The 13,430-nt window shown below is 65.3% G+C and carries 9 protein-coding genes; 4 read left to right on the top strand and 5 right to left on the bottom strand.

The genetic code is table 11. From position 1 onward, the window contains the following. Positions 1-37: 37 nt before the first annotated feature. On the bottom strand, positions 38-1,828 hold the full coding sequence (aspS, locus tag JOE31_RS11375) for an aspartate--tRNA ligase (RefSeq protein WP_209744402.1): 1,791 nt from the start codon (positions 1,826-1,828) through the stop codon (positions 38-40). 108 nt (positions 1,829-1,936) lie between these two features. Here aspS and JOE31_RS11370 point away from each other — a divergent pair, with 108 nt between their 5' ends. Beyond that, on the top strand, positions 1,937-3,193 hold the full coding sequence (locus JOE31_RS11370; protein WP_209744400.1) for an APC family permease: 1,257 nt from the start codon (positions 1,937-1,939) through the stop codon (positions 3,191-3,193). 16 nt (positions 3,194-3,209) lie between these two features. Here the strand turns inward: JOE31_RS11370 and hisS are convergent, their stop codons facing one another. Continuing rightward, positions 3,210-4,553: a histidine--tRNA ligase gene (gene hisS / locus JOE31_RS11365; RefSeq protein ID WP_209744398.1), complete on the bottom strand. Its 1,344-nt coding sequence runs from the start codon at positions 4,551-4,553 to the stop codon at positions 3,210-3,212. 254 nt (positions 4,554-4,807) lie between these two features. Here hisS and JOE31_RS11360 point away from each other — a divergent pair, with 254 nt between their 5' ends. The 3 genes from JOE31_RS11360 (at position 4,808) to JOE31_RS11350 (ending at position 8,024) form a co-directional block, all read left to right on the top strand. Next, positions 4,808-5,608, top strand: coding sequence for a peptidylprolyl isomerase (locus JOE31_RS11360; RefSeq protein WP_209744396.1), 801 nt, complete (start codon positions 4,808-4,810; stop codon positions 5,606-5,608). Between the two features lie 61 nt (positions 5,609-5,669). Further along, complete coding sequence (locus JOE31_RS11355) at positions 5,670-7,301, top strand: DUF349 domain-containing protein (protein WP_209744393.1); 1,632 nt, start codon at positions 5,670-5,672, stop codon at positions 7,299-7,301. A gap of 93 nt (positions 7,302-7,394) precedes the next feature. After that, positions 7,395-8,024 (top strand): type IV toxin-antitoxin system AbiEi family antitoxin, encoded by a 630-nt coding sequence (locus JOE31_RS11350; protein WP_209744390.1) that lies wholly within the window; start codon positions 7,395-7,397, stop codon positions 8,022-8,024. Between the two features lie 49 nt (positions 8,025-8,073). Here the strand turns inward: JOE31_RS11350 and JOE31_RS11345 are convergent, their stop codons facing one another. The 3 genes from JOE31_RS11345 to secD all read right to left on the bottom strand — a co-directional run bounded on the left by JOE31_RS11345 (position 8,074) and on the right by secD (position 13,395). After that, positions 8,074-10,467: a bifunctional (p)ppGpp synthetase/guanosine-3',5'-bis(diphosphate) 3'-pyrophosphohydrolase gene (locus JOE31_RS11345; RefSeq protein WP_011692141.1), complete on the bottom strand. Its 2,394-nt coding sequence runs from the start codon at positions 10,465-10,467 to the stop codon at positions 8,074-8,076. A 132-nt stretch (positions 10,468-10,599) separates the two neighbouring features. Further along, positions 10,600-11,637 carry a protein translocase subunit SecF gene (gene secF / locus JOE31_RS11340; protein WP_209744387.1) on the bottom strand — a complete coding sequence of 346 codons (1,038 nt, stop codon included), beginning with the start codon at positions 11,635-11,637 and terminating at the stop codon, positions 10,600-10,602. Then, entirely contained in the window at positions 11,638-13,395 is a 1,758-nt protein-coding gene (secD, locus tag JOE31_RS11335) for a protein translocase subunit SecD (RefSeq protein ID WP_209744385.1), read from the bottom strand. It abuts the gene before it with no gap. Positions 13,396-13,430: the final 35 nt, after the last annotated feature.

The raw sequence follows: 13,430 nt of genomic DNA, 5'->3' as shown, positions 1-13,430 counted from the left end.
CCGGGGAGCCTCTTGCTGGTGTCCGTGCCTCGGCAGATCAGGCCTTCGTGGCGCCGGGATCCGTCTTCTTTGCCTCGGGCTTGAAGTCGACGCCGGCTTCCTTGCGCTGCTGCGCGGTGATCGGCGCGGGAGCCTGGGTCAGCGGGTCGTAGCCGCCGCCGGACTTGGGGAAGGCGATGACGTCGCGGATCGATTCCACGCCGGCCAGCAGTGCCACTACGCGGTCCCAGCCGAAGGCAATGCCGCCGTGCGGCGGAGCGCCGAACTTGAAGCCTTCCAGGAGGAAACCGAACTTCGTCTCGGCATCCGCCTTGTCCAGGCCCATGAGTTCGAAGACACGCTCCTGGACGTCACGTTCGTGGATACGGATGGAGCCGCCGCCGATCTCGTTGCCGTTGCAGACAATGTCGTAGGCGTAGGACAACGCGGACTCCGGGTCCTTGTCGAACGAATCCATGAATTCCGGCTTGGGCGAGGTGAAGGCGTGGTGGACTGCGGTCCACTGGCCGGCACCGACGGCGACGTCGCCCGAGGCCACAGCGGCTGCGGCGGGTTCAAACATCGGCGCATCCACGACCCAGCAGAATGCCCAGTCGGCGGGGTTGATCAGGCCGGTGCGGTGTCCGATTTCGACGCGGGCGGCACCGAGGAGGGCGCGGGAAGGCGTCTTCTCGCCGGCGGCAAAGAAGATGCAGTCTCCGGGCTTGGCACCGACGGCGTCGGCGAGGCCGGCGCGCTCGGTATCCGTGAGGTTCTTGGCCACGGGACCGGCCAGTTCGCCGTCTTCCTTGAAGAGGACGTAGGCGAGGCCCTTGGCCCCGCGCTGCTTGGCCCATTCCTGCCAGGCGTCCAGCGCGCGGCGGGCCTGCGAGGCTCCGCCCGGCATGACGACGGCACCGACGTAGGGCGCCTTGAACACGCCGAAGTTGGTGTCCTTGAAGAACTCGGTGAGCTCGGTCAGCTCCAGGCCGAAGCGCAGGTCCGGCTTGTCCGAGCCGTAGCGTGCCATCGCGTCGGCGTAGGTGATGCGCTGGATGGGCGTCGGAATCTCGACATCGATCAGCTGCCACAGGGCTTTGACGATGCTTTCGCCGAGCGAAATGATGTCATCCTGCTCCACGAAGCTCGCTTCGATGTCCAGCTGGGTGAATTCCGGCTGGCGGTCTGCACGGAAGTCCTCGTCGCGGTAGCAGCGCGCGATCTGGTAGTACTTCTCAAACCCGCCCACCTGCAGGAGCTGCTTGAAAAGCTGCGGTGACTGCGGCAGCGCGTACCAGGAACCCGGCGCGAGGCGTGCGGGGACCACGAAGTCGCGGGCGCCTTCCGGCGTCGAGCGCGTGAGGGTGGGTGTTTCGATTTCGACGTAACCGTCGCGGTGGAGCAGTTCGCGGGCCACGCGGTTGGCCTCCGAGCGCAGGCGCATGTTGCGGGCGGGGCCCGGGCGGCGCAGGTCGAGGTAGCGGTGCTTGAGGCGGGCTTCCTCACCCACCTCGACGTGCTCGTCGATCTGGAAGGGCAGCGGATCGGAGGTGTTGAGGATGGTCACCTTCTCGGCGATGACCTCGATCTGGCCGGTGGCCAGCGCCGGGTTTTCGTTGCCCTCCGGACGCTGAGAAACGGTGCCGATGACCTGCAGGACGTACTCATTGCGGAGTCCGTGGAAGACCTCTTCTTCGCGGACGACCACCTGGGAGACGCCCGAGGCATCGCGAAGGTCAACGAATGCCACACCACCGTGATCACGACGCCGGCCCACCCAGCCGGCCAGGGTTACGGTTTGTCCAATGTGCTCGGAGCGAAGGGATCCGAGGTCATGTGTGCGCAGCACAGCACGCCTTTCTTAGGGAGACAGCAGGAATACAGAGATGATGTTCAATGGGACCGTTAGGGAACAGTCCCGTTCGAGTTTACCCGTTGGAGAGGCTTTACTTCCGCCATGCAGACCCATCAGCGGCTACAGCGACGGCTCGGAGTGTTTGACGCCACAGCAATCGGGCTCGGCTCCATGCTCGGCGCCGGCGTGTTCGTCGTCTTCTCCCCTGCCACCGCACTGGCCGGCCGGCTCATGATTGTTTCCGTGCTGATCGCCGGCGCGATTGCCTACTGCAACGCCGTCGCCTCCGCCCAGCTGGCGGCCAAATACCCGGCCAGCGGAGGCACCTACGTTTACGGCCGCAAGCAGCTGGGCGAATGGCCGGGATTTGTTGCCGGCTGGGGTTTTGTCACCGGAAAAACTGCTTCGTGCGCGGCCATGGCCCTGACTTTTGGCTACTACGCGGCCCCGGACTATGCCACGCCCGTGGCCGTTGCCGCCGTCGCAGTGCTGACGGCTGTCAACCTCATGGGTATCACCCGCACAGCGCTGCTGACCAGGGTCCTGCTAGGCATTGTTCTCGCCACCCTGGTGTTTGTCGCGGTTGCGGGCCTGATGGGCCCCCATCCGGAGCCGGGCGTGTCGGCGGAAAGCACCGGCAGCGCCTGGGGAATCCTCCCGGCCGCCGGGCTGATGTTCTTCGCCTTTGCCGGGTACGCCCGGATCGCCACGCTGGGCGAGGAAGTCAAAGATCCCACCCGTACCATTCCGCGGGCGATACTGGCCGCACTGGCCGCTGCCTTCGTGATCTACCTGGGACTCGCCGTGCTGCTGCTTTGGCACCTGTCCCCGCAGCGGTTGGCCGGATCAGCGTCGCCACTGCTGGACGCCGTCGTGTTCTCCGGCCTCCGCGCAGGCAGCCCCCTGGTCCAAGCCGGCGCAGCCGCCGCATGTCTGGGAGCCCTGCTCGCCCTGATTACCGGAGTGGGCCGCACTGCGCTGGCCATGGCCCGGGAGCGCGACCTCCCCGCGCCCCTGGCCCGGGTGGGCGGACGCCACACTGTTCCGGTCGTCGCTGAGCTCTCCGTGGCCGCCGCGGTGGTTGCCCTGCTCATCACCACGGACGTCCTCACCGTGGTGGGATTCTCCAGTTTCGGCGTGCTGATCTACTACTCCGTGACCAATGCTGCCGCCTTCACCCTGGCCGAGCGGCCGGCGACCGCACCCCGATGGATGAACGCTGCGGGATTCGCGGGGTGCCTGCTCCTGGCCGTTACGCTGCCGTTTGCCTCGGTTGCGGGCATGGCAGCGGTGCTGGCCGCCGGGATTGCCGGCCGGTTCCTGGTACTGAAGCTCCGGAAGCGGCAGCCCAGCCCTTAAAGCCGCCTAAGGCCGCTCAGGCCTTGCGGATCCGGACGTGCAGGTCCTCTTCGGCCGGCGTCCAGGAAGCGGGGTCGGCGTCCGTCTGTTCGCCGGACCGGATGTCCTTCACCTGGTGCTTTCCGTCGTCGTCCGTAAACCAGACGAACGGGATGCCCCGGCGGTCGGCGAACTTGATCTGCTTGCCGAATTTTTCCGCTTTGGCGGCCACCTCGGTGGAAATTCCGCGGGAGCGAAGCTGCGCGGCGACGTCCTGTGCCGCGCCCCAGCTGTCGTCGCTGTTCAGGGCGACCAGCACTGCGGTCGGCACCGAACGCGTGGCCTGCGCCAGTTCCTGGCTCAGGATCCTGGAGACCAGGCGGGTGACGCCGATGGACAGGCCGACGCCCGGGAACTTCCGGTTTCCCTTGCTTGCCAATGCGTCGTAGCGCCCGCCGGAGCAGATGGAGCCAAGCTGTTCGTGGCCCACCAGCACGGTTTCCACCACGGTTCCGGTGTAGTAGTCCAGGCCGCGGGCGATGCTGAGGTCCGCCACCACCTTTCCGGGCGCACGCTGGACCGCGGCGGCAATGACCTGCTCCAGCTCGTTCAGGCCCTCATCCAGCAGCTCGTCCTTCACGCCCAGGGCACGGACTTTCTCAACGAAGGAGGTGTCCTCGGTGCGGATGCCGGCCAGGCTCAGGGCGGCCTGCGCCTGTTCCTCGGACGCCCCCAACTCGGTCTTGAGCAGATCGGCCACCTTGGCAGGGCCGATCTTCTCGAGCTTGTCGATGCTCCGCAGGACTCCGGCGGTATCGGTCAGTCCGATTCCGCGGTAGAAGCCTTCGGCCAGCTTGCGGTTGTTGATGCGCAAGCGGAAGTCAGGAATCGGGAGGGCGCTGAGGGCTTCAGCGATCACCAGGGCGATTTCGACGTCGTAGCGGAACGGCAGCTCGCCGTCGCCGACGATGTCGATATCCGCCTGCGTGAATTCGCGGGCGCGGCCCTCCTGCGGCCGCTCGCCGCGCCACACCTTCTGGATCTGGTACCGGCGGAACGGGAAGGCGAGGTATCCGGCGTTTTCGACGACGTACCGGGCGAACGGCACCGTCAGGTCAAAGTGCAGGGCCAGAGAGTGGTGGTCGCCCTTGGCGGCCCTTGATTCCTCTTCGTCCTCCTGCAGGCGGCTAAGGCCGTACACCTCCTTGTCGATGTCGCCCTTGCGGAGCAGCTGGCCCACCGTTTCCACGGCACGGGTTTCGATCGAGGAGAAGCCGTGCAGCTCAAAAACCCGCCGCAGGGTGTCCAGCACATGCAGCTCCACCAGCCGCTCCTCGGGAAGCCACTCGGGGAATCCGGACAGGGAGGCGGTGCGTGCCATGGTGGATTTTCTCCTCAGGTAACAGAAGGCTGACGTCCCTTACCCGGCATTCGGGTTCCGCCATGCGGTCAAAAGCGGCGGTTAGGGCGGGAGTCCAGCCAGTCATGCATAAACTATGTGCGGCAGTCAGTTTATGCTTTCGGCGCCGGCAACTCTAATGGAGCGGCCCCGGAGCATCGCCTGCCGCTTGCTGCCGGACACCGGACGTCGCCCATGGCCCGTTCGACTGGCCGGCCCGACAACCAGGAGGACTTTTGGCGGCCAGTTCACGGAGCGCCCGCGAAGCAAAGCGGCGCATCCTGCAAATGGAAGCGAAACGCGAGCTGCGTCGGCACCAGGAGAAACGCCGCAGGCGCGACAACATCATCGCTGTCAGCGCCGGCGCAGGCGCCGTGGTGCTCGCCGTCGTCCTCCAGCTCACTGTGTTCGCCGGCAACCCCTCCGAAGAGGAATACGCGGCCGCGCAGGCCGGCCTGACCAGCCCCTCGGCGTCGCCCGCACCGTCCGCCACGAACGGCCCCAACATCCCCAAACCCGAGACCGCGGCGGGCAAAATGTTCACCGGCGAGCTCAAACTGAATGGCGGCGCCCTGGGCGTTGAGCTGGACGGAACGAAGGCACCGCAGGCAGCGGCGGTCTTCAAGTCCCTAGCCGACGAAAACTATTACAACGGCATCAGCTGCCACCGGCTGACCACAGGCGAAACGTTCGGCGTCCTGCAGTGCGGATCGAAGACAGGTGACGGACAGGGCGATCCCGCGTACACCTGGGGCCCGCTGGAAAACACGCCGGCGGACAACAACTATCCGGCCGGAACGATTGCAGTGGCGCGGACCGGCGGCAACGCCTACGGGAACGGCACCCAGTTCTTCATCGTCTACAAAGACACCGTCATCCCGGCCGATGAAGCCGGCGGATACACGGTGGTGGGCAAAGTGACCTCCGGCCTCGATGTGGTGACCAAGATCGCCGCCGGCGGTATTAAGACGGGCGCAAGCGCAACAGACGGCGCTCCTGCGGAACCAGTCACGATAGACTCGTTCTCTCTGAAGTAACCAGCCCCGGCCTCCACGCTGCGGGTGCTGGTATTTCCCTCCAAGCGAAAGACTTTTAGCGGTGACAGACAGTCAGAAATCCGACGAAACAGTAACAGCAACCTCCGAAGAAGCCGAGACCGTGGCTCAGGTGGCTGACGACGCACAGGCAGCTGGCAACGAAGCAGCTCCCGAGGCTACGGCAGAGGCGCAGTCCGCTACCCAGGAAGTTTCCGCACCGGAGGCTGAGGCACCCGCCGAAGACGCCCCCGCGGCCGAGGCACCCGCCGCTCCGGCAGAGGCCGCAGACGCAGCCCCGGAGGCAGAAGCCACCGCCGCTGCGTCCCCGGCACCGCGTCCGGCAGCCCGTCCGGCGCCCTCGCCGGCAGCCTTCGCGGCGCGGCCGAAGGCAGCGTCCTCTCCTGCGGTGCCCGTCCCCGCTCCTGTTTCCTCGGCTGCCTCCCTGGCCGAAGCCGCACGCTGGGGCCGCGTTGAAGGCGACGGACACGTGTTCCTGACCATCGACGGCGAAGAACACCCGGTCGGTCAGTACCCGGACGTCAGCGACGAGGAAGCCCTTGGCTACTTCGCGCGCAAGTACGATGACGTCGTGGCCCAGATTGTCCTGCTCGAACAGCGGGTGGGCTCCAAGGCCCCCACCACCGATATGCAGAAGACCGTGACGCACCTGCGCGAGCAGCTGGCGGAACGCAACATGGTGGGCGATCTCCGCGCCGCCGAAGCCCGTCTCGATACGTTGTCCACGCAGATCGCGGAACTTGAGAAGGCCGAAAAAGCCGAACATGACGCCGTGCGTGCCGCCGAGCTGGCCGCACGCGAAGCGATCGTTGCGGAGGCGGAAGAAATTTCCGGCCACGACCCCGCGCAAATCCAGTGGAAGACTTCCAGCGCCCGCATGAACGAGCTCTTCGAAAGCTGGAAAGCGGCACAGAAGAACGGCGTGCGGCTGGGCCGCAGCAACGAGGACGCCCTCTGGAAGCGGTTCAGGGCAGCGCGGACGGTCTTCGACCGCCACCGCCGGGCCTACTTCTCCCAGCTGGACAGCAACAACTCCGCAGCCAAGGCCGCGAAGGAAAAGCTGATCGCTGAAGCCGAGGCACTGTCCTCCTCAACGGACTGGGGTTTTGCCGCGGGTGAATACCGGCGCCTGATGGACGAATGGAAGGCCTCGCCGCGGGCCAGCCGCAAGGACGACGACGCACTCTGGGCCCGCTTCCGCGCCGCCCAGGACGTGTTCTTCACCTCGCGGCAGGCTGCCAACGATGAGATCGACCAGGAGTACGGCGCAAACCTGACCGTGAAGGAAGCCCTCCTGGTCGAGGCGAACGCCCTGCTGCCCATCACGGACCTGGCTGCCGCCAAGAAGGCCCTCCAGTCCATCCGTGACCGCTGGGAGGAAGCCGGCAAGGTTCCCCGTGCGGACATGGGCCGGATCGAAGCCGGACTTCGGAAGGTGGAGGACGCCGTCCGCCACGCCGAAGACGAAAACTGGAAGCGGTCCAACCCGGAGACCAAGGCGCGGACCAACAGCGCACTTTCCCAGCTGGAAGCCGCCATCGCCGGGCTGAAGGAAGACCTCGCGAAGGCGGAGCAGGCTGGCGACCAGCGTAAGATCAAGGCCGCCCAGGAAGCCCTGGAGGCCCGCCAGGCATGGCTTGACCAGATCTCGCGCTCGGCCAGCGAACTGTCGTAGCCAGTCAGGCTCAGCGTACAGGCCCCGTTCCGGTTATCCACATAGCCGCAGCGGGGCCTGTACCGGTTTAAGGCGGCAGGAAAAGATAGCTGAATGGCTAACTCGTTCCCCGCCCCCGCCAATTCCCGGCCTGCAGCATCCGGACGCACAGATATCGGGTCCGCAGAACTGTATTCACCCGGCCGCGTGTTCTCGTGGCCGGAGCTGCAGGCCATGGCTGCAGACGGCATTCTGAGCCAGCTGTATCAGCGCGGGTACATGCTCCCCGGAACTGCCGCCACGCCCCAACTGCGCGCCCGCGCGGCCTCCTTCGCCGTGCCGCCGGCTATCCGGCAGCGGGTGGTTGCGGGGCGGATGACAGCGGCGTGGATTTACGGCTGCGCCGGGGAGCCGGACCGGCTTGCGCTCCTCGTGGATGCCACCCGGCGTGTCTCCAGCCTGAGGTCGACCCGCGGCTGCACCCTGCACGAAGTGCGGCTCGGTCCGTTTGACGTTGTCAGCCTGGGCGGCCTGATGGTTTCCAGCCCGCTGCGGACCGCATTGGATATCGCGCTGCACGTGGATGCAGAGCGGGCACTGCCGGCGCTCCGGAAAATGCTGTCGACCCCCGAACTGGACGTCAGGCTGCGGCTGCTGACCCTCGCCGTCGAAGCCACTCCCCGGGTTCCGCACAAGAAGGCGGCACTGGAAAAACTCGCTGCCCTGCGGGCCCAGCCCGGCTAGCAGCATGCCTGTCCGGGTGGCAGAGCATGCCAGCCGGCGCGGCCGGCAGTTAGCTGCGCCGGCGGTTTCCGGTTGTGCGGTACACATCGAACACGCCGTCGATGCGCCGCACGGCGCTGAGCACATGGCTCAGATACTTGGGATCGCCCATTTCGAAGGCGAACTTCGAGATGGCCACCCGGTCCGTCGAGGTGTGCACACTGGCGGCCAGGATATTCACGTGGTTTTCGGAGAGGATGCGGGTGACGTCGGAGAGCAGCGACTTCCGGTCTAGCGCCTCCACCTGGATCTCCACAAGGAAGACGCTGGACTGGGTGGGCGCCCATTCCACCTCTACGATCCGGTCCGGCTGGTCTTTCAGGTCCGAAACGTTCGTGCAGTCCGTACGGTGAACCGATACTCCGGATCCCCTGGTCACGAACCCCAGGATGGGATCCGGGGGTACCGGCGTGCAGCAACGGGCAAGCTTGACCCACACGTCGCCCACGCCCCGGACAATCACGCCGGAGTCGGAGTACTTCGTCTTGCTGACCTGCGTGGGGATGCTGACCTCTGTCAGGTCATCCTCCGGGCCCTCATTGCCGCCAAGGGTCTCCACAAGCCGTTCCATCACGGACTGGGCCGAGGTGTGCCCATCGCCCACACCGGCGTAGAGCCCGGAGATGTCCACGTACTTGAAGTGCTCGGCCACTTCGGCGAGGGCGTCATGGGTCATCAGCCGCTGCAGGGGAAGGTTCTGCTTGCGCATCGCCTTTGTGAGGAGTTCCTTGCCGCGGTCAATGGCCTCTTCGCGGCGCTCCTTGCTGAACCACTGCCTGATCTTGTTGCGCGCGCGGGCGCTCTTAACAAAATGCTGCCAGTCCTGGCTGGGTCCGGCGCCTTCAGCCTTGGAGGTGAAGATTTCCACCCAGTCGCCATGGTTGAGTTCACTGTTAAGCGGAACCAGCTTGCCGTTGACCCTGGCGCCGATGGTCCGGTGGCCCACTTCAGTGTGGACAGCGTAAGCGAAGTCCACGGGGGTCGACCCGGCCGGCAGTGCCATGACCTCGCCCTTGGGCGTAAACACAAAAACTTCGCGGGCGTTGATTTCGAACCGCAGGGAGTCCAGGAATTCGCCGGGATCGGACGTTTCCTGCTGCCAGTCAACGAGGGACCGCAGCCACCCCATGTCGCCGTCACGGGGGCTTCCGGGGCCGGCGGCCGTCCTGTTCGGCTGGTCCTTGTACTTCCAGTGCGCCGCGACACCGTACTCGGCGCGGCGGTGCATCTCATGGGTGCGGATCTGGATCTCCACCGGCTTGCCGCCAGGCCCGATCACCGTGGTATGCAGGGACTGGTACATATTGAACTTGGGCATCGCGATGTAGTCCTTGAACCGCCCCGGGAGCGGGTTCCAGCGCGAATGCAGCGTGCCAAGGGCTGCGTAACAGTCACGGACGGAGTCCACCAGGACCCGGACGCCCATGAGGTCGTTGATGTCGTCGAAGTCCTTGTCGCGGACAATCATCTTCTGGTAGATCGAGTAGTAGTGCTTGGGCCGGCCCGTGATGGTGGCCTTGATCTTCGCGGTCCGGAGATCTTCGGTGATCTGGTTCCGGATAACGCTCAGGCTCTTCTCCCGCTCCGGCGTCCGGTCCCCCACCATGCGCACTATTTCCTCGTACACCTTCGGGTAAAGCGCTGCGAAGGACAGGTCTTCGAGTTCCCACTTGATGGTGTTCATGCCGAGCCGGTGTGCCAGCGGCGCGAAAATTTCCAGCGTCTCGCGGGCTTTGCGCGCCGAAGACTCAGCCGATACGAAGCGCCAGGTGCGGGCATTATGCAGCCGGTCGGCGAGCTTGATCATGAGCACCCGGATGTCCTTGGCCATCGCCACGACCATCTTGCGGACCGTTTCGGACTGTGCGGCTTCACCGAAGCTCACCTTGTCCAGCTTTGTGACGCCGTCGACGAGCATGGCCACCTCGGGGCCGAAGTCCCTCTTTAGGTCCGCCAGCGTGTACGGCGTATCTTCAACAGTGTCGTGCAGGAGGGCGGCTGCCAGCGTCGTGCCGCTCAGGCCCAGTTCCGCCAGGATGGTGGCCACCGCGACGGGGTGGGTGATGTACGGATCGCCGCTCTTGCGCTTCTGCCCCCGGTGGCTCTGTTCCGCCACGACGAAGGCACGCTGGATGAGGTCGAAGTCCTCTTTGGGATTGTTCGCCCTGACGGTGCGGAGCAACGGTTCGAGTATGGGTGAATACGTCGCCGTGCCGCGGCCGGTCAGGCGGGCGAGCCTGGACCTTGTGCGTTCGCGGCGTCCGGGGAAGGTCGGACGGAACCCGGAACTGTCAACCGGCACGCCTGCGTCCGGGCGCCCGGACGCTACCAGACCGGTCTGCGGACCCTGGCCCGGACCTTCACCACCGTCGGCCGTTGGCGCCGACGTCGAACGTTCTTCCAATGAAGCACCCCTCACGACCCGTTAATTATCCCAGTCTATTCCCGCGGCAGCGCACTTCCGTAACCGGAACGCAGATGCGAAGGGCCGGACCCCGTCACGGATGACGGAGCCCGGCCCTTCAGGCACGGACAGCTAGGTTGTTGCAGTCTCCGGCGCAGCCGATTCCTTCGCGGCCGATTCCCTGGCAGCGGACTCGGCCCGGCGGCGTTCCACACGCTCAGCCTGCTTCACCAGCTGCGGTTCGCCCTGGCGCAGCCAGGCATACAGCGGGGCCGCGATGAAGATCGTCGCCGCTGTGCCGATCAGGATGCCGACGAAAAGTGCAAGCGACAGATCACGCAGGGTACCTGCGCCCAGGAGGCCGGCGCCGATGAAGAGGATGGCACCCACGGGAAGGATGGCAACCATCATGGTGTTGATGGACCGGACCAGCGTCTGGTTGACGGCAAGGTTGACCTCTTCCGCAAAAGTTCGGCGGGTGGAGGCGTCAATGTCGGCCGTGTTCTCACGGATCTTGTCGAAGACCACCACGGTGTCGTACAGCGAGTAGCTGAGCACCGTCAGGAACCCGATGATGGCGGACGGCGTGACTTCGAAGTCGCTAAGTGCGTAAACGCCCGCCGTGACGAACATGGTGACGAGCATGCCCACGAGCGCCGAAAGCGACATCTTCCAGGTGCGGAAGTAGAGCGCCATCAGGACCGCCGCGATGACGACGAAGATCACCAGGCCCAGGAGTGCCTGCTTGGTGACGTCGGCACCCCAGGTGGGGCCAACGAACGTGGAGGTCACCTCGTTGTCCGTGACACCGTAAGCGGTGGTCAGCCCTTCCTTGATCCGGAGGGTTTCCTCATCAGTGAGCTTGTCTGTCTGGATCCGCATGGTGTTGCCGGCAACGTTGGCCACGCGAGGAATACTGCCCTCCACCACGTCCTGGACGGCCTTCTCACCGAGGGACGCATCCGTGGTCTTCACGTTGGACACGGTGAATTCCGATCCGCCCCGGAACTCGATGCCCAGGTTGAACCCGCCTTTGGCCACCGGGAGGAGGATGGAAAGCGCCACGGCGACGGCCGCAATCAGGAACCAGATCTTCTTGGCGCTGACAAAATTGTACGAGCGCTTGCCCGTGTAGAGCTCATTGCCGAACGTGGCAAAATTCGTGGTCATTTACTTGCCCTCCTTGGTCGTGCTCTTGGAGGAACCGGCAAGCTGCTCCTGCTTTTCCGCGAGGCGGCGTTCTGCGATGGTCATCCGGCGCTCCGCTTCGGCGGCTGCTCCGGTGTTTTTGGCGCGCACCACGGCCGGCTTGTCTTCCGGCGTGCGGAGCCTGCCTGCACCACGGTAGAGCGGCACTGCGCCGAGGCGCTTCGGGTCAAGGCCGGAGAACTTGTGGCCCTCGCCGAAGAACTTGGTGCGGGCAAGGAGCTGCAGGGTCGGGTGGGTGAACATAAAGACGACGATGAGGTCGGCGATGGCCGTCAGGCCCAGGGTGAAAGCAAATCCGCGCACGTTGCCCACGGCCACGAAGTAGAGGACCAGTGCCGCCAGCAGGTTCACGGCCTTCGATGCCAGGACCGTGCGCTTGGCGCGCTTCCAGCCGTTCTCCACGGCGGAGACCAGACCCCGGCCCTCGCGCAGTTCGTCCCGGATTCGTTCGAAGTAGACGATGAAGGAGTCGGCTGTCTGGCCGATGGCCACGATGAGGCCGGCAACACCGGCAAGGGACAGCCGGTAGTTTTCAGTCCACCCCAGGATGGCAATCGCCAGATAAGTCAACGCTCCGGCTACCACGAGGGAGAAAATGGTGACAAAGCCCAGCGCCCGGTACTGGAAGAGCGAGTAAACCACCACCAGGAGCAAACCGATCACGCCTGCGAGCAGGCCCATCCGGAGCTGCTCTCCGCCCAGGGTCGCGGAAATCTGCTGCTCGCTCTGGATGTCGAAGCTGATGGGGAGCGCACCGAACCGGAGCTGATCGGAGAGTGCCTTCGCGGAGTCCTCCGTGAATCCGCCCGTGATCTGGGGACGGCCGTCTGTGATCACGGCGAGGGAACGCGGGGCGGAGATGACCTGGTCATCGAGGACGATTGCGAACTGGGCCTTGGGATCGTTGCCGGACTCGCCGCCGGCAGCCACGAAGAACTGGTACAGGCGTTCGGTGACTTCCTTGAACTTGGCGGTCCCTGCCTCATCAAACTGGATGTTCACTGCCCACTCGTTGGTGACAGCACCCTGTGCACCCTGCTGCAGCTGGAAGGAGGAGGACTTGATGTTCGAGCCCTTTACTTCCACCGGACCCAGGATGTACTTGATGGCCGGGGAAGTGGCCGTAGCAGGCTCACACGTCACCAGCGGCTTGGCGGGGTCCGAGCGCTCCTGCTTGTCCTGCGAGGGGTTGTCACAGTCCAGGGTCTCGAATTTCTTGTACACCTCAGCCGTGACCCAGTTGACGTCGCTGCTGTTGGTCGGCGCGGCCGTCGGCTTGGGCAGCTTGTCCTCGGGCGTCTGGGATTCCGCGGGCACTGCGGCGCCGGGACCGGCCTGGAGAACGGGCCGGAAGTTCATGTCGGCCGAGGCCTGGATGAGGGCGCGGGTCTCCTTGGAAGGCGTACCCGGGAGGCTGACCACCACATTGCGGCCGGACTGCGTGCTGATTTCAGCTTCCGCCACGCCTGAGCCGTCGACGCGCTGGCGAATGATCGCAACGGCCTGGTTGAGCTGATCCTCGTTGATGTCCGAACCGCCCTCGACCTTGGGCGCCAGGATCATCTGGGTTCCGCCTTCAAGGTCAAGTGCAAGCTTTGGTGCCCAGCTGGCCTGGCCGGAAATGGAGCCGCCGGCGAGCACGGCAGTCATGACGGCGAGGATAACGCCGAGCCAGACCAGCACCCTGAGTGCTGAGTTTTTGGGGCCAGTACGTGCCATTGTCGATCTTTCTATTGTTTACGGAGGAGCCGCCG

This window comes from Arthrobacter sp. PvP023 (assembly GCF_017832975.1).
In the GTDB taxonomy this organism is placed as follows: domain Bacteria; phylum Actinomycetota; class Actinomycetes; order Actinomycetales; family Micrococcaceae; genus Arthrobacter.
This window is presented reverse-complemented; position numbering and strand designations above follow the sequence as displayed.

Excerpts from the sequence above, each read along its gene's own strand:
- JOE31_RS11370 (WP_209744400.1), top strand. The coding sequence starts at position 1,937 with ATGCAGACCCATCAGCGGCTACAGCGACGGCTCGGAGTGTTTGACGCC.
- JOE31_RS11350 (WP_209744390.1), top strand. The coding sequence starts at position 7,395 with ATGGCTAACTCGTTCCCCGCCCCCGCCAATTCCCGGCCTGCAGCATCC.
- hisS (WP_209744398.1), bottom strand. The coding sequence starts at position 4,553 with ATGGCACGCACCGCCTCCCTGTCCGGATTCCCCGAGTGGCTTCCCGAG.
- secD (WP_209744385.1), bottom strand. The coding sequence starts at position 13,395 with ATGGCACGTACTGGCCCCAAAAACTCAGCACTCAGGGTGCTGGTCTGG.
- secF (WP_209744387.1), bottom strand. The coding sequence starts at position 11,637 with ATGACCACGAATTTTGCCACGTTCGGCAATGAGCTCTACACGGGCAAG.